Source organism: Phyllobacterium sp. 21LDTY02-6 (assembly GCF_023554255.2).
Lineage (GTDB): Bacteria > Pseudomonadota > Alphaproteobacteria > Rhizobiales > Rhizobiaceae > Phyllobacterium.
Genome location: NZ_JAMJWD020000004.1, coordinates 303,100 through 318,033, shown reverse-complemented (window position 1 = coordinate 318,033; position 14,934 = coordinate 303,100). Strand labels below are relative to the sequence as shown.

Annotated in this window: 14 protein-coding genes; 11 read left to right on the top strand and 3 right to left on the bottom strand. The window is 61.5% G+C overall.

The window, feature by feature from the left end; all coding sequences use genetic code 11:
• Nucleotides 1-15 precede the first annotated feature (15 nt).
• Nucleotides 16-999, top strand: coding sequence for an MBL fold metallo-hydrolase (locus M8997_RS15660; RefSeq protein ID WP_250015098.1), 984 nt, complete (start codon nt 16-18; stop codon nt 997-999).
• A gap of 18 nt (nt 1,000-1,017) precedes the next feature.
• Here M8997_RS15660 and M8997_RS15655 read toward each other — a convergent pair whose 3' ends face one another.
• Nucleotides 1,018-2,352, bottom strand: a complete 1,335-nt coding sequence (locus tag M8997_RS15655) for a chloride channel protein (protein WP_250015096.1) — start codon at nt 2,350-2,352, stop codon at nt 1,018-1,020.
• Nucleotides 2,353-2,653: 301 nt separating this feature from the next.
• Here M8997_RS15655 and guaB point away from each other — a divergent pair, with 301 nt between their 5' ends.
• On the top strand, nt 2,654-4,156 hold the full coding sequence (gene guaB / locus M8997_RS15650; protein ID WP_250015093.1) for an IMP dehydrogenase: 1,503 nt from the start codon (nt 2,654-2,656) through the stop codon (nt 4,154-4,156).
• 17 nt (nt 4,157-4,173) lie between these two features.
• Entirely contained in the window at nt 4,174-4,707 is a 534-nt protein-coding gene (locus M8997_RS15645; protein ID WP_250015091.1) for a DinB family protein, read from the top strand.
• Here the strand turns inward: M8997_RS15645 and M8997_RS15640 are convergent.
• Complete coding sequence (locus tag M8997_RS15640; RefSeq protein WP_250015089.1) at nt 4,698-5,765, bottom strand: SDR family oxidoreductase; 1,068 nt, start codon at nt 5,763-5,765, stop codon at nt 4,698-4,700. The genes M8997_RS15645 and M8997_RS15640 overlap by 10 nt on opposite strands.
• 97 nt (nt 5,766-5,862) lie before the next feature.
• Between M8997_RS15640 and M8997_RS15635 the strand changes: the two genes are divergently transcribed.
• Nucleotides 5,863-6,777 (top strand): LysR family transcriptional regulator, encoded by a 915-nt coding sequence (locus M8997_RS15635; RefSeq protein ID WP_250015087.1) that lies wholly within the window; start codon nt 5,863-5,865, stop codon nt 6,775-6,777.
• A gap of 17 nt (nt 6,778-6,794) precedes the next feature.
• The gene (locus M8997_RS15630) at nt 6,795-7,220 is read left to right on the top strand and encodes an MAPEG family protein (RefSeq protein WP_250015085.1); all 426 of its coding nucleotides are present in this window, start codon (nt 6,795-6,797) and stop codon (nt 7,218-7,220) included.
• 4 nt (nt 7,221-7,224) lie between these two features.
• Here the strand turns inward: M8997_RS15630 and M8997_RS15625 are convergent, their stop codons facing one another.
• Complete coding sequence (locus M8997_RS15625) at nt 7,225-8,154, bottom strand: hydrogen peroxide-inducible genes activator (RefSeq protein ID WP_250015083.1); 930 nt, start codon at nt 8,152-8,154, stop codon at nt 7,225-7,227.
• 131 nt (nt 8,155-8,285) lie between these two features.
• Here M8997_RS15625 and katA point away from each other — a divergent pair, with 131 nt between their 5' ends.
• The 6 genes from katA (at nt 8,286) to guaA (ending at nt 14,590) form a co-directional block, all read left to right on the top strand.
• On the top strand, nt 8,286-9,782 hold the full coding sequence (gene katA, locus M8997_RS15620; protein ID WP_250015081.1) for a catalase KatA: 1,497 nt from the start codon (nt 8,286-8,288) through the stop codon (nt 9,780-9,782).
• Between the two features lie 119 nt (nt 9,783-9,901).
• Nucleotides 9,902-11,191 carry an RsmB/NOP family class I SAM-dependent RNA methyltransferase gene (locus M8997_RS15615; protein WP_250015079.1) on the top strand — a complete coding sequence of 430 codons (1,290 nt, stop codon included), beginning with the start codon at nt 9,902-9,904 and terminating at the stop codon, nt 11,189-11,191.
• Between the two features lie 36 nt (nt 11,192-11,227).
• Nucleotides 11,228-11,686, top strand: a complete 459-nt coding sequence (locus M8997_RS15610; protein ID WP_250015076.1) for a TspO/MBR family protein — start codon at nt 11,228-11,230, stop codon at nt 11,684-11,686.
• 1 nt (nt 11,687) lies between these two features.
• A complete protein-coding gene (locus tag M8997_RS15605) occupies nt 11,688-12,326 on the top strand; it encodes a 5'-methylthioadenosine/S-adenosylhomocysteine nucleosidase (RefSeq protein ID WP_250015074.1) in 639 nt (212 codons plus the stop codon).
• A 274-nt stretch (nt 12,327-12,600) separates the two neighbouring features.
• Nucleotides 12,601-12,930, top strand: a complete 330-nt coding sequence (locus tag M8997_RS15600; protein ID WP_250015072.1) for a type II toxin-antitoxin system HicB family antitoxin — start codon at nt 12,601-12,603, stop codon at nt 12,928-12,930.
• Between the two features lie 103 nt (nt 12,931-13,033).
• The gene (guaA, locus tag M8997_RS15595; RefSeq protein WP_250015069.1) at nt 13,034-14,590 is read left to right on the top strand and encodes a glutamine-hydrolyzing GMP synthase; all 1,557 of its coding nucleotides are present in this window, start codon (nt 13,034-13,036) and stop codon (nt 14,588-14,590) included.
• The last annotated feature ends 344 nt before the right edge of the window (nt 14,591-14,934 follow it).

Below are 14,934 nucleotides of genomic sequence, written 5' to 3'. Positions count from 1 at the left end.
CAAGGAGACGACACCATGGACAGATTGGAGATTTCCCGGCGCAACCTTTTCATCGCCTCGAGCGCCATGGCAGGCACTTTTGCGGTACAGTCGGCCATGACCGGCCAGGCCGAAGCCGCCGCGCCGAAATCAGAGGTGAAGTCGCCAGGGTTCAAGCGGTTCAAACTCGGCGAATTCGAGTTCACCGTTCTGCTGGACGGCCTGCGGCCAGGCGATGGTCCATATCCGACCTTCGGCGCGAACCAGAGCCAGGAAGCGGTGGCGGAACTGATGCGCGCCAATTTCCTGCCCGAGACCAAATTCGTCAACGGCTTCAACCCGGTGCTGATCAATACCGGATCGGAAGTCATTCTTGTCGATACGGGGTTCGGCGAGGGCGGCAAGGCAAATGGCCTCGGACAACTTTCGGCCAATCTCGAAGCGGCCGGCTATTCGGCGGACCAGGTGACGATCGTCCTCATTACCCACATGCATGGCGACCATATCGGCGGATTGATGAATGGCGACAAGCCGGCCTTCGCCAATGCACGCTATGTCGGCGGCAAGGTCGAATATGAATTCTGGACCGACCCGGCCAGAACCGGAACGCCGGCGGAAAACAATGCCAAGGCAGTGGCCGGGAAGGTCAAGCCGCTGGCGGAGAAATTCACCTTCATCGAAGCGGGCGACGAGGTCGTCCCGGGCATCACCAGCGAAGCAGCCTATGGCCACACGCCCGGCCACATGATCTTCAATGTCGAATCGGGCGGGCAAAAGCTGGTGCTGACGGCGGATACCGCGAATCATTACGTCGCCTCGCTGCAACGGCCGGACTGGGAAGTCACTTTCGATACCGACAAGGCCATGGCCGCCGAGACGCGCAAACGCGTTTTCGACAGGATTGCCGCAGATCGGGTGCCTTTCATCGGCTATCACATGCCATTCCCGGGCGTCGGCTATGTGGAAAAGCTGGAGGAAGGCTATCGCTTCGTTCCGGCGACCTATCAGTTCGACGTCTGAGGCGGAGAGGGCAACGGTCTATTTCTCGGTCTGAAGCGACTGTTCGAGCGATGCCTCCGCACGCTTGCGGCGGATAGCGTCCGCGACGAAGACACGCGAAAGCGCGTGGTAGAGCGGTTCGTGCGAAATCATCCTTGCGCTGCCATAACCCAGCATGGAGGCGCACATCAGTGCGATCACGCTATTATTGCTGCCCGTCATTTCGAGGATGATGACGAAGGCTGTCATCGGCGCTTGAACCACACCGGCAAAATACCCGGCCATTCCGAGCAAGGCCGCAAGCGCGAGGTTGCTGCCGAGAAGTTGGCCGACGGCGCTGCCGAAACTCGCCCCGACGGAGAGCGACGGCGCGAATATTCCTCCCGGTATGCCGGAAGCCATCGAAAGGAAACCGGCGGCATATTTCTCTATGAAGTAGTATGGGGGCAGGGCGTTGCCTTCGACCGCGCTCCGCGCCTGTTCATATCCGGTGCCGAAAGTGGCGCCACCTGAGAGGATGCCGATGATCGCGACCGCCAGGCCACAGGAGCCGGCGAGCAGCAGCATTCGTTTCATGGGGCGGGGCGAGGCCCAGCGGCGGATGCGGCGCGAAGCCTTGAGGGCGCCGGCGCTGAACAGGGCGCCAAGTATTCCTCCGCCGACACCGCATGCCACGATGAGCGCGGCATCGGAATAGCCGTTCGAAGTCACGTCTGATTCGCCGAAATAGGTATAATTGCCGACGAGCCCTATGGCCGCGAGCCCGGAAAGGATGACCGCCGTCAATACCAGGCCATTGGCGCGCGACTCGTACGACTTGCCCATCTCCTCGATGGCGAAGACGATGCCCGCGAGCGGCGTGTTGAAGGCGGCCGCAACGCCCGCCGCCGAGCCCGCGAGGATGAGGCCGCGGGCATGCGCCATTCCACCCCAGCGCGCCGCCTGCAGCATGAGCGAAGCGCCGACTTGCACCGTCGGGCCCTCGCGCCCTATCGAGGCTCCGCAAAACAGCCCGACCACAGTCAGCATGATCTTGCCGAAAACCATCCGGAGCGAAAGGAGTTGCACCCGGTCCGTATCATCCTTCAGGTGCCTGGCGGCGATCGCCTGCGGAATACCGCTTCCTTGAGCATTCGGAAAGAATCGCATCGCCAGATAGGCGCAAAGGACGAAACCGGCGGGCGTGACGATGAGCGGGAGGTAGGCCGAGGGTCCGCCGGTGCCGATCATGGCATGAAATTGCTGCTGGGCGAGGTCAGCCATCCTGGCGAATGCAACGCTCACAATGCCGATCGCCACCGCGCCTGCCCAGAAGATCAGACGGGGGCGCCAGACTCGCTTGCTCCACCACAACGCCCGTGAACGGCGCAGCATTGAGCTTTTTCGGTAAATCGGATGCACGGAAGACCTGTTTGTGCCTGTTATGTCGAGATCACTACAGGAGCAACGCCGCGATGGCCAGACAGTGGCGGCATTTTGTCGGCTCCTGCCCGCCCGACCACAATATTCTGCGTCTCGGTGCGCCAACTGGGCCAGTAGTTGCGTTTACGGCTTTTCAAGTCGACATATACGTGTTACCAGCCCGTGCCAATTCACCTGAAGAGAACGTCATCGGCGCCCCACCCCATGTGGTGCGCCCTTTGGACGTATTAGTTCGTTTTGCAAGGAATTGGTCATGGCAAAAATCGTTGAATCCGCTACAGGCGCACTCGCACTGACATTTGACGATGTCTTGCTGCAACCCGGACATTCCGAAGTCATGCCGGGCCAGACAGATATTCGCACGCGCATTGCACCGGATATCGAGCTGAACCTGCCGCTGCTTTCGGCGGCGATGGACACCGTGACCGAATCGCGGCTCGCCATCGCCATGGCGCAGGCCGGCGGCATGGGTGTCATCCACCGCAATCTCTCGCCGGAATTGCAGGCAGAGGAAGTGCGCCAGGTCAAGAAATTCGAATCCGGCATGGTCGTCAATCCGGTGACCATTGGTCCTGACGCGACGCTTGCCGATGCGCAGGCGCTGATGCGGGCCCATGGCATTTCCGGCATTCCCGTCGTCGAGAATGCCGGCGAGGGCAGCCGCAAGCCGGGCCGCCTCGTCGGCATATTGACCAATCGCGACGTGCGCTTCGCCTCGGATCCGGCCCAGAAGATCTACGAACTCATGACCCGCGAAAACCTGATCACGGTGCGCGAAAATGTGGAGCAGGACGAAGCCAAGCGCCTGCTGCACCAGCACCGGATCGAAAAGTTGCTGGTCGTGGACAACAAGGGCTATTGCGTCGGCCTGATCACCGTCAAGGACATCGAGAAGTCGCAGCTCAACCCCAATGCCGCCAAGGATGCGCAGGGCCGCCTGCGCGTTGCGGCCGCCTCCAGCGTCGGCGAAGACGGTTTCGAGCGCGCCGAGCGGCTGATCGCCGCCGGTGTCGACGTTCTCGTCATCGATACGGCGCATGGCCACTCGCAACGCGTGCTCGACGCGGTGACCCGCGCCAAGAAGCTTTCCAATGCCGTGCGCATCATTGCCGGCAATGTGGCGACGGCGGCAGGCACGCAGGCTTTGATCGATGCAGGCGCCGACGCGGTGAAGGTCGGCATCGGCCCGGGCTCCATATGCACCACCCGCATCGTCGCCGGCGTCGGCGTGCCGCAGCTTTCCGCCATCATGTCGGCCGTCGAAGCGGCGCATAAGTCCAACATTCCGGTCATCGCCGATGGCGGCATCAAATATTCGGGCGATTTCGCCAAGGCGCTTGCCGCCGGCGCTTCGGCGGCCATGGCGGGTTCGGCCCTGGCGGGAACCGAGGAAAGCCCCGGCGAGGTCTATCTCTACCAGGGCCGGTCGTTCAAGGCCTATCGCGGCATGGGCTCGGTCGGCGCCATGGCGAGGGGTTCGGCGGATCGTTATTTCCAGGCCGAGGTGCGCGACGAACTGAAGCTCGTGCCGGAAGGGATCGAAGGGCAGGTGGCCTATAAGGGCCCGGTTTCCGGCGTGCTGCACCAGCTTGCCGGCGGACTTCGGGCCTCGATGGGCTATGTCGGGGCGAAAAACCTGGAAGAATTCCGCGAAAGAGCTACATTCGTGCGCATTACCAATGCAGGTTTGCGCGAAAGTCACACCCATGACGTCACGATCACCCGCGAAAGCCCGAATTATCCCGGCGGCAACTGATCGAGCCGGAGCGTGCGATGCCTGAAACATTGCGCGCTCATTTCTCGGCGATGGCGCGCAACAGCGCCTGGTCCAACGATCGCCTGCTGGGTGCCTGTCTCCAGCTGACCGACGAGGAATTCGCGCGCGAGAGGACGAGTTTCTTCCCCTCGCTGCAGGAGACGCTCAACCATATCCTGATCGTCGATCATATCTACATGGCCGACATGATGGGCATCGGCCGCAGGAACATCGCGCTTCAGGGCGATATCCCCTTTCCGCGGGCGGCCGATCTGAAACAGGCGCAGGACGAGTTCGACCGCAAGCTGATCCTGTTCTGCGACGACCTGAGCGATGCGGATCTGGAGCGCCGGGTGCTGATCCACTGGCGCACTGGCGAAAGCTCCAGCGAGCGCATCGATCGCCTGCTCTCGCACCTCTTCGTGCACCAGATCCATCATCGCGGCCAGGCCCATGCCATGCTGGCGGGAACCGACGTGCCGCCGCCGCAGCTCGACGAATTCTTCCTCGACTACGATATTCCCCGCCGCCGGGGCGAACCCTATGCCTGACCGGGAATGATCTTCTGCCGGCGCATTTCATCGAAGACGCGGATGAACATGGCCTCCGAATCGATGAATTCATGGAAACCCGCGCGGCGAAGCTTGCTGCCATCGGCGAAGAAGTCGTAGTTCCAGCCGAACACCGCATCGCCGAACCGCCAGGACGAGACGTCGGCATAGGAAGTGGGCGCGAGGGCGTGCCTTTCCACCATTCGCTCCCATAGCGGCCCCTTGTCGCTCATCACGGTTTCAAGCGACATGGGAAGCGGCGGCGCCACGTCGAGCCCGAAATAATCGGCGATTTTCGGCCACATCTCGTTCCAGCGGAACAGGTCGCCATTATTGATGTTGAAGGCCTGGTTTGCGCATTGCGGGTTGGTGGCGATGAAGACGGTGGCGCGCGCCAGCATGTCGGCATCGGTCATTTCGATCAGCGAATCATAGGCGCCGGGCTTGCCCGGGAAACGCAGGGGGATTCCGAGCTCCTTCGACATCGATGCGTAGACACCGATGACCGAGGCGAGGTTCATGGGGTTGCCAAGCGCGACGCCGACGACGACTGACGGACGCAGCGCCGACCAGTTCCAGGCCTTTCCCTTCTGCAGTGCCTCGAGGAAGTCCTGCTGGTCGATGTTGAATTCCGGCGGCATGTGATTGGCATCGGTCTCCCTGGCCGGAGTCTTGAAGGGGCCGAGATGAGCGCCATAGACCTTATAGCCCTGCATCAGGCTGATATGCTGCAGCCCTGCGGCGACCGGGACGATCGCATTGACCACATTGGTGAGCATTGCAAGATTGGGTGCAACCAGCTCCGCCCAGCTCGGCCGGTCCTGGTATGCGGCATAGAAGATATGGGTCGCATCGGTCAGATGCGCGAGCCGCGCCCGGCTCTCATCCGCATCGAGAAGATCGACCGCGATATGAGTGATCCTCGGTGAATTCTCGCCGCCACGTCGCGACAGGCCGGTGATCTGCCAGTCGCCGAGCGCTTCAAGATGCCGGATGAGGTTGCGGCCGATAATGCCGTTGGCTCCAACCACCACGGCATGTTTTTGATTGTTGTCCATGTGCCATCTCCTTTGGCCCTGAACATCATTCATTCAACGTTCTTTGCACAGGCGGCAAAATTCAATAGCATATATAAGCAATACTTTGGGGAGCGATATGGACAAGCTTGCTGTCATGGCTACCTTCATGCGTGTCGCCGAACGGGGAACGTTTTCGGCTGCGGCGCGGGAGCTTGGGTTGAGCCAACCGGCTGTGAGCCAGCAGATCGCGGCGCTCGAACGCCATCTCGGTGCGCGGTTGTTTCACCGTTCGACCCGGCGCCTGACGCTCAGCGACAGTGGTGCTGCCTATTATCGGCAGGCGCAGCAGATCGTGCAGGCGCTGGAAGAGGCGGAAGACGCGGTAAGGGCGCAGACAAGCGAACTGCATGGCGTGCTCAGGGTGAGCGGGCCGGTCGGCCTCGGCCAGACTCATCTGGCGGATGCGCTGATCGCGTTTGGGCGGGACTATCCCGGCCTTGTCGTCGAACTGCTGCTCGACGATCGATATTCCGACCTGATCGCGGAAGGGATCGATGTGGCGATCCGGCTCGGCTCCATGCCGTCCTCCGGTCTGGTGGCGCGAAAGCTCGGCAGTTTCGATCGCATATTGGTGGCATCCGCCGGCTATATTGCGGCGAACGGCTCACCCGGGACGCCGGCAGAGCTGGACCAGCATCCGCATGTCGGCTTCATCTGGTCGCCACAGGGCGACAGCATACCGCTGCTCGGCCCTGAGGGGCCGGTGGACGTGCCGGTGCGGCCGGTATTTCTTGCCAATAATGCCTTCGTGCTCAACAAGGCACTGCTCTCTGGCCTCGGCATTGGCGGGGCGCAATTGCCGCTCGTCCAGTCCGATCTCGATGATGGCCGGCTGGTGCGGATATTGCCGGCCTATTCATATGCGCCGCTCGAGATTCATGCCGTCTACCCAAGCGGCCGGTTCGTGCCGCGCAAAACCCGCCTGTTCGTGGAGTTTCTCGCACTGGTGCTGTCTCGCATACCGGGTATAAAGGCTGGCCGCAGCGCATAGAACCAAATGGGGGGACAATGGCACAAACAGCGATATTCTGGCCGATGATTGCGCTCACCGCATTGATCTACGCCGTCTATGGCCTGCTGCTCGTCCGCCGCGCCATCGCTGTGCGGGCAGGACAGGCCAAGCCGAGCGATTTCAGGATTCCGCTTGCCGATCCGCAGGCCAGCGCGACGACGATCCGCAATCTCGTCAATCTGTTCGAACTGCCGGTGCTCTTCTATGTGGTCTGCCTCGCGCTCTATATGACGCGTGGAGCGGATATGGCCGCAGTCATCGTCGCCTGGCTGTTCGTCGGCACCCGTTTCGCCCATACGCTTGTCCACACGACGACCAACCGCCTGTGTTATCGCCAGGTGCTGTTTGCGCTGGGTTTCATTCTGAACGGCCTGCTATGGCTGTTGCTTGCGCTGCATCTGCTGCTGCCGCCGGCGGCGTGAGATGTCAGGCGGCCAATTGGCCGAGCTCCGACTCTGACAGGGTAAGCTCCTTGCTGCACCTGGCTATCGCCTTCGCCAGCGCTTCGAAATCATCCTTTCGCGCGCTCTGCTTGCGCCAGACCAGGCCGATCTCTCGTGCCGGTTCAGGCGCGGCGAAGGACGCGATCCGCACGTCGGACCGCGTTGCTTCCGTGCGAACGGCGATCTCGGGAATGAGCGTCAGCCCCATGCCGTGGCTCACCATCTGCAGCAGCGTGGCGAGGCTCGTCGCACCGTAATTGACCAATTGGCGCTGCTTGACGTTGCCGCATACGGCCAGCGCCTGATCGCGCAGGCAGTGCCCCTCTTCCAGCAGCAGCAGCCGTTCCAGCGCAACGCTTTCCTGCGTCAGCGGCGAGGCGAGTATGTCGCGGTCGTTGCTCGAGGTCGCAATGAGGAAGCGATCGCGAAAGAGCGGCTCGGTGTGCAGGCCCTCATGATCGATCGGTAGCGCCACAAGAAGAACGTCGAGTTCGCCGAGGCGCAGATCCTCCACGAGCTTCGATGTCACCGCCTCGCGCAGTTCCATGGAAAGATCCGGATAGGAGGAGCGCAGATCCGGTATCAGCACCGGCAGGAGATAGGGCGCAATCGTCGGAATGATCCCGAGTCGCAATTCGCCGCGCAATATGCCACGCTTCTCCGAGGCGAAATCGTCCAGCGCCCGGATCTCGTCGAGAATATTGCGGATTTTCGGCAGCAGCCGTCGTCCGGTCTCCGTCAGCACCACGTTCCTGCGGGTGCGCTCGAAGAGCGGCATGCCGAGCCTCGTCTCCATCTCCGCGATCTGCGCCGAGAGCGCAGGCTGCGAAATCCGCGCCGCTTCGGCGGCCTTGCGGAAATGCAGCGTCGTCGCGAGGACATCGAAATAGCGCATCTGGCGGACGGAAAACATGATAGGTTTATCCTATCAATAATAATTCTAAATACAATTGGAAACTATGATTAGAACTGTTCTATGGTTGGGGAGAGGAGCCCATGCGGCGCCTATCCATTTATCACGAACGTAAATCAGGGGAGAGCTTCATGGCCGACCGTCCAACATTGACGACGACCGCCGGTGCGCCGGTTTCCGACAACCAGAATTCCAAGACTGCTGGTGAGCGCGGTCCCGTACTGCTCGACGATTATCAGCTGCTCGAAAAGCTTGCCCACCAGAACCGCGAGCGTATTCCGGAGCGCGTCGTTCACGCCAAGGGCTGGGGTGCCTATGGCACATTGAAGATCACCGGGGACATTTCCCGCTATACGAAGGCCAAGGCGCTTCAGCCCGGCGCCGAGACGCCGCTGCTGCTGCGTTTCTCGACCGTGGCCGGTGAGCTTGGTGCAGCCGATGCCGAGCGCGATGTGCGCGGCTTTGCCATCAAGTTCTATACGAGCGAAGGCAATTGGGACCTTGTCGGCAACAATACGCCGGTCTTCTTCGTCCGCGATCCACTGAAATTCCCGGATTTCATCCACACGCAGAAGCGTCACCCCCGCACCAACCTGCGTTCGGCCACCGCCATGTGGGACTTCTGGTCGCTTTCGCCGGAAAGCCTGCATCAGGTGACGATCCTGATGTCGGACCGCGGCCTGCCGGTCGCGCCGATGTACATGAACGGCTATGGCTCGCACACCTATTCCTTCTGGAACGATGCGGGCGAGCGCTTCTGGGTCAAGTTCCACTTCAAGACCCAGCAGGGGCACCGCTTCTATACCAATGCGGAAGCGGAAGAACTGATCGGCAAGTCGCGCGAAACCTACCAGGAAGAACTCTTCGGCGGCATCGAGCGCGGCGAATATCCGAAATGGACCGTTCAGGTGCAGGTCATGACCGAGGCCGAAGCGGAGCGTACGAGCTACAATCCGTTCGATCTCACCAAGGTCTGGCCGCATGGCGAATTCCCGCCGATCGAGATCGGCGTGCTCGAACTCAACCGCAACGCCGATAATTATTTCGCCGAGATCGAACAGGCTGCCTTCTCGCCGTCCAATATCGTTCCCGGCATCGGCCATTCGCCGGACAAGATGCTGCAGGCCCGGGTATTCTCCTATGCCGATGCGCATCGCTATCGCCTCGGTACGCACTACGAAGCCCTGCCGGTCAACGCGCCGAAATGCCCTGTCCATCACTACCACAAGGACGGCTCGATGAATTTCTTCGGCCAGAAGACCGGCAATGTCGACGCCTATTACGAGCCCAACAGCTTCTCGGGCGCTGCCGAGCAGCCGGCCGCGAAGGAGCCGCCGCTGCGCCTGTCGGGTGATGCGGACCGCTACAACCACCGCGTCGGCAATGATGATTACGGCCAGGTCACGGCTCTGTTCAACCTCTTCGACGAGGCACAGCGCGCGCGCCTGTTCTCCAACATCGCCGCTGCGATGGGCGGCGTTCCGGGCAATATCATCGAGCGTCAGCTCGTCCATTTCGGCCGCGTCCATCCCGATTATGAAGCGGGTGTCCGCGCTGCGCTGAAAGAGGCGCATGGCTACGAGGCCAATGCCATTTCGAACGACGAGAAGAACGTCGCCGCCGAGTAGGAACGCGCGCCGTTTCCACTGCGACAGATTGAACGCGAAAGCCGGGGTCTCGTGCCCCGGCTTTCTTTTATGCTCATTGCCATGTATGCGACGGGCAAGGATTAGCAAAAGGAACGTATATGCGACTTGGTGGACGCCTGCAGGCCGCGATCGAAGTGCTGGAAGATATCGAGACCCGCAAGCGGCCGGCTTCCGACGCGTTGAAGGATTGGGGTCTCTCGCATCGTTTCGCCGGCGCCGGCGATCGGGCGGTGATCGGCAATATCGTTTATGATGCGCTGCGCCGCAGGCAATCGCTCGCCTGGCGCATGGATAGCGATTCGGCGCGCCACATCGCCTATGGCGTCCTGCTTTCCGATGCGGAACTGAGCAATGAAGCCATCGAGGATACGCTGGCGGGCGACAAGTTCGCGCCGGCGCCCATCGAGGCCGTTCAGCTGGAAAACTGGCAGACGCGGCAGCTGTCGCAGGCGCCGGATTTCGTCCGCGCCGACGTGCCGGAATGGTGCGTGCCGCATTTCGAGGCTGTTTTCGGCGACGACTGGATTGCCGAGGCTGCCGCCCTCGGCGACAGGCCGCCCGTCGATCTGCGCGTCAACACATTGAAGGCCAACCGCGACAAGGTGCTGAAGGAACTCGCCCGGGCCGGCGCCGTCGCCGCGCCGCTGCTTGGCTCGGCCATGCGCATAGCGCCGCTGCGCGCCATGGGCCGCCATCCGAATGTGCAGGCCGAGCCTGCCTTCCAGCGCGGCCTTTTCGAAGTACAGGATCTCGGCTCGCAGCTGGCCGCGAAGCTGGCGAATGTGCAGCCCGGCCAGCAGGTGCTCGACTATTGCGCCGGTGCCGGCGGCAAGACGCTGGCCATGGCCGCGGATATGGGCAACAAGGGCCAGATCCATGCCTTCGACGCGGAGCGCGCACGCCTCGCGCCGATCTTCGACCGCCTGAAACGCGCCGGCGTGCGCAACACGCAGCCGCATGCGAGCATCGGCGATCTTGCCCAGTTCGAAAGGCAGATGGACCTCGTTCTCGTCGACGCGCCCTGTACCGGGTCCGGCACATGGCGGCGGCGGCCCGATGCGAAATGGCGCCTCAGCGAGCAGCAACTGGAGCGCCGCATGGTCGAACAGCGCGATGTACTTGAGGCAGCAAAGGCCTATGTGAAGCCTTCCGGCCGCCTCGTCTACATCACCTGCTCGCTGTTCGCAGCCGAGAATGCACGGCAGGTGAGCGTTTTCCTTGAGAACAATGCCGATTTCACGCCGGTGGATACGCAGCCGCGATGGGACGAGGTGGTGGAAGCCGACCCCTCGCTGCGGCCACTGTTCCGCGACGGCGCCGCAATCCTGTCGCCGCTGGCCACGTCTACCGACGGCTTTTTCATTTCGGTTCTCAGGCGCGGCAAATAAGGTTACAACAGCCGCCAGTGCAGACGAGGTCTCAACATGTCCCGTTCCGTGGCGTTCCTGCTGTTTCTCGTTCTCGTCGTCGGCGGCGGCCTGGCGATTGGTTACATCACGCTTCCCGGCGAATGGTATGCGGGCCTGGCCAAGCCGCCGTTCAACCCGCCAAACTGGCTATTCGCGCCCGTCTGGACCGTGCTTTACGTTCTCATCGCCATTGCCGGCTGGCGGGTCTGGGATCGCGGCTTGGCGCGGCCGCAGCAGCTCTGGTGGGCGCAGCTGGTGCTGAACTTCCTCTGGTCGCCGGCCTTTTTCGGTTTCCAGGGCATGGCGACGGCGCTTGCCGTCATAATCCTGCTCCTCGTCGCCATAGTGGCCTTCATCAAGGCCAGCTGGAACGCCGAACGTACCGCAGCCGCGCTTTTCCTGCCCTATCTGCTCTGGGTCGCCTTCGCGACGCTGCTCAACGCCTCCCTCCTTTACCTCAATGGCAGTGCCTGACATGCTTGAAGACATAGTGATGATCGCGGGCAGGCGGGTGCTGTTCGTCATGGCGGTCGATGCGGAATACGGTCCCCATCTGCAGCGGCTGTTCAAGCCGCTGATCACCGGCGTCGGACCGGTGGAATCGGCCGTCAGCATCGCCGCGACCCTCGCCAGCCTCGCCGCCAATGCGTCGCTGCCGCATCTGGTCGTCTCCCTCGGTTCGGCGGGTTCGCGCAGCCTCGAGCAGACGGAAATCTACCAGGCGACGAGCGTGTCCTACCGGGACATGGATGCCTCGCCACTCGGTTTCGTCAAGGGTGCGACGCCCTTCCTCGACCTTCCGGTCAAGGTGCCGCTGCCGCATCGCATTCCCGGCATCAAGGAGGCCTCGCTCTCGTCCGGCGCCAATATCGTGTCCGGCCCGGCCTATGACCTTGTCGATGCCGACATGGTGGAAATGGAGACGTTCTCGATCCTGCGGGCCTGCCAGCGCTTCGGGATTCCGCTGATCGGCCTGCGCGGCATCTCGGATGGTGCGAGGGAACTCCAGCACCTCAACGACTGGACGGAATATCTGCACGTCATCGACGAAAAACTCGCACAGGCCGTGGAGACGATGGCAAGCGCAATCGAGGACGGGACTACCTCTATTTAATTCGCAATCTTGTATATTGATACTAGAAGATGATACTATTATATGAATTTGAGCAAAAGACACGCCGAGACGCTTGCAGGGATTTTCGCTGATCCGGTTCGTGCGACAATCGCCTGGCGGGACATCGAAGCCCTGTTCATCGCCTGTGGCGCCGAGATCGCGTGGCGTTGAAGAATGTTAGGGCGGTGTTCCATCGTCCTCATCCGCAGAAGGAAACGGACAAGGGCGCGGTTAAATCGGTGCGGCGGTTCTTACAGGAAGCAGAGATACGGCCATGACGACGATGCATTACAAGGGCTATGAAGCCATCATTGAGTTCGACGAGGATGCCGGGCTTTTTCACGGCGAAGTCATCAATCTTCGCGATGTGATTACGTTTCAGGGAGAATCGGCGTCGGGCCTGAAGCAGGCCTTTGCCGATTCGATCGAAGACTATCTACGATTTTGTGAAGAGCGGGGCGAAGAGCCCGAGAAGCCGTTCTCCGGGCAGTTCGTGATCCGCACCGAGCCGGTCCTGCACAAGGCAGTTTCGACTGCCGCGCGGCGTGCCGGCGTAAGTTTGAACAAATGGGTGGTTGCCGCTCTCGAGCGTTCCATCCGCTGAATTTTCCGGGCCGGCCTGTCGCGTTTTATCAGGAACTGGATGACTTGGTCGCAGGGCTCGACTATCCATTGCACCTGTCTTCGATTTGCTTTAAAGGCCCGCCATGAGCACTCCTCCCGACACCGTTCTTATCATCGATTTTGGCAGCCAGGTAACGCAGCTGATCGCGCGGCGCGTCCGCGAGGCTGGCGTTTACTCCGAAATCGTTCCGTTTCAGTCCGCCGAAGCAGCATTCCGGCAGTTGAAGCCCAAGGCCGTCATCCTTTCCGGTAGCCCGCATTCGACTATCGACATCGGCTCCCCGCGTGCACCGCAGGCGATATTCGAGGCCGATATTCCGGTGCTCGGCATCTGCTATGGCGAACAGACCATGTGCGCCCAGCTCGGCGGCAAGGTCGAGGGCGGCCATCACCGCGAGTTCGGCCGTGCATTTCTCGACATCCAGGCCGAATGCGCGCTGTTCGAGGGCGTATGGGCCAAGGGCACCCGCCATCAGGTGTGGATGAGCCATGGCGACCGCGTCGTGTCGATACCCGAAGGCTTCAAGGTCGTCGGTACGTCGACCGGCGCGCCCTTTGCCGCCATCGCCAATGAGGAGCGGCGCTATTACGCCGTGCAGTTCCACCCGGAGGTGGTGCATACGCCGGACGGTTCCAAGCTGCTGCAGAATTTCGTGCATCGCATCGCCGGCATCGAGGGCGATTGGTCGATGTCGGCCTATCGCGAGAAGGCTGTCGATCTCATCCGCAAGCAGGTGGGCGACAAGAAGGTCATCTGCGCGCTCTCCGGCGGCGTTGATTCCTCCGTTGCGGCGCTGCTCATCCATGAGGCCGTTGGCGACCAGCTGACCTGTATCCTCGTCGACCATGGCCTCATGCGCAAGAATGAAGCCGCCGACGTCGTGGAGATGTTCCGCGAACATTACAATCTGCCGCTGGTGCTGGTGAATGCGCAGGATCGTTTCATCGATGCGCTGGAAGGCGAGGCGGACCCGGAGAAGAAGCGCAAGACGATCGGCCGGCTGTTCATCGAAGTGTTCGAAGAGGAAGCAAAGAAGCTCGGCGGTGCCGATTTCCTCGCCCAGGGCACGCTCTATCCGGACGTCATCGAGAGCGTTTCCTTCACCGGCGGACCCTCGGTGACGATCAAGTCGCATCACAATGTCGGCGGCCTGCCGGAGCGCATGAACATGCAACTCGTCGAGCCGCTGCGCGAGCTCTTCAAGGATGAAGTGCGCGTCCTTGGCAAGGAACTCGGGCTGCCAGATCATTTCATCGGCCGCCATCCTTTCCCGGGTCCTGGCCTCGCCATCCGCTGCCCCGGCGGCGTGACGCGCGAGAAGCTGGAAATCCTGCGCGAGGCCGATGCGGTCTATCTCGACGAGATCCGCAAGGCCGGGCTTTATGACGTGATCTGGCAGGCCTTTGCCGTGCTCCTGCCCGTGCAGACGGTCGGCGTGATGGGCGATGGCCGGACCTATGAATTCGTCTGCGCGCTACGGGCCGTGACCTCGGTCGACGGCATGACCGCCGATTTCTATCACTATGATATGAGCTTTCTCGGCCAGGCGGCAACGCGCATCATCAACGAGGTGAAGGGCATCAACCGCGTCGTCTACGACGTTACCTCCAAGCCCCCCGGCACGATCGAGTGGGAATGATTCAGGCCCATCCGGACACCGCCGAATTTACGCTGCGGTACGACATAACGCACTGAAACAAAATAATTTTCTTGACGGTGCCTATCGATACCTATCGGTGGGCACAGCTCACAAGTACCGTCACGGTTGACGGCCCTTGCTCATATTGCCGATTTCGAAAGTACCGTCATGAGAAATGAGGCTCGCGACGGTATTTTTTTGAACTAACCCGTTGCAATCACGCGCATTATTCCCGCAGTGGAACCTGGCGCCGAAGAGCGGGACTTTCCCATGCCCGGCTGCGCGGCTACGCGGGAAAGCGTCATTGCCGAGAAATTCCAGGCGAGCACAAGCATGCCAGCTTA

Bases quoted from the DNA above. Each gene is read 5' to 3' on its own strand.
- M8997_RS15660 (WP_250015098.1), top strand. From the start codon at position 16: ATGGACAGATTGGAGATTTCCCGGCGCAACCTTTTCATCGCCTCGAGC.
- M8997_RS15655 (WP_250015096.1), bottom strand. From the start codon at position 2,352: ATGCTGCGCCGTTCACGGGCGTTGTGGTGGAGCAAGCGAGTCTGGCGC.
- guaB (WP_250015093.1), top strand. From the start codon at position 2,654: ATGGCAAAAATCGTTGAATCCGCTACAGGCGCACTCGCACTGACATTT.
- M8997_RS15645 (WP_250015091.1), top strand. From the start codon at position 4,174: ATGCCTGAAACATTGCGCGCTCATTTCTCGGCGATGGCGCGCAACAGC.
- M8997_RS15640 (WP_250015089.1), bottom strand. From the start codon at position 5,765: ATGGACAACAATCAAAAACATGCCGTGGTGGTTGGAGCCAACGGCATT.
- M8997_RS15635 (WP_250015087.1), top strand. From the start codon at position 5,863: ATGGACAAGCTTGCTGTCATGGCTACCTTCATGCGTGTCGCCGAACGG.
- M8997_RS15630 (WP_250015085.1), top strand. From the start codon at position 6,795: ATGGCACAAACAGCGATATTCTGGCCGATGATTGCGCTCACCGCATTG.
- M8997_RS15625 (WP_250015083.1), bottom strand. From the start codon at position 8,154: ATGTTTTCCGTCCGCCAGATGCGCTATTTCGATGTCCTCGCGACGACG.
- katA (WP_250015081.1), top strand. From the start codon at position 8,286: ATGGCCGACCGTCCAACATTGACGACGACCGCCGGTGCGCCGGTTTCC.
- M8997_RS15615 (WP_250015079.1), top strand. From the start codon at position 9,902: ATGCGACTTGGTGGACGCCTGCAGGCCGCGATCGAAGTGCTGGAAGAT.
- M8997_RS15610 (WP_250015076.1), top strand. From the start codon at position 11,228: ATGTCCCGTTCCGTGGCGTTCCTGCTGTTTCTCGTTCTCGTCGTCGGC.
- M8997_RS15605 (WP_250015074.1), top strand. From the start codon at position 11,688: ATGCTTGAAGACATAGTGATGATCGCGGGCAGGCGGGTGCTGTTCGTC.
- M8997_RS15600 (WP_250015072.1), top strand. From the start codon at position 12,601: ATGACGACGATGCATTACAAGGGCTATGAAGCCATCATTGAGTTCGAC.
- guaA (WP_250015069.1), top strand. From the start codon at position 13,034: ATGAGCACTCCTCCCGACACCGTTCTTATCATCGATTTTGGCAGCCAG.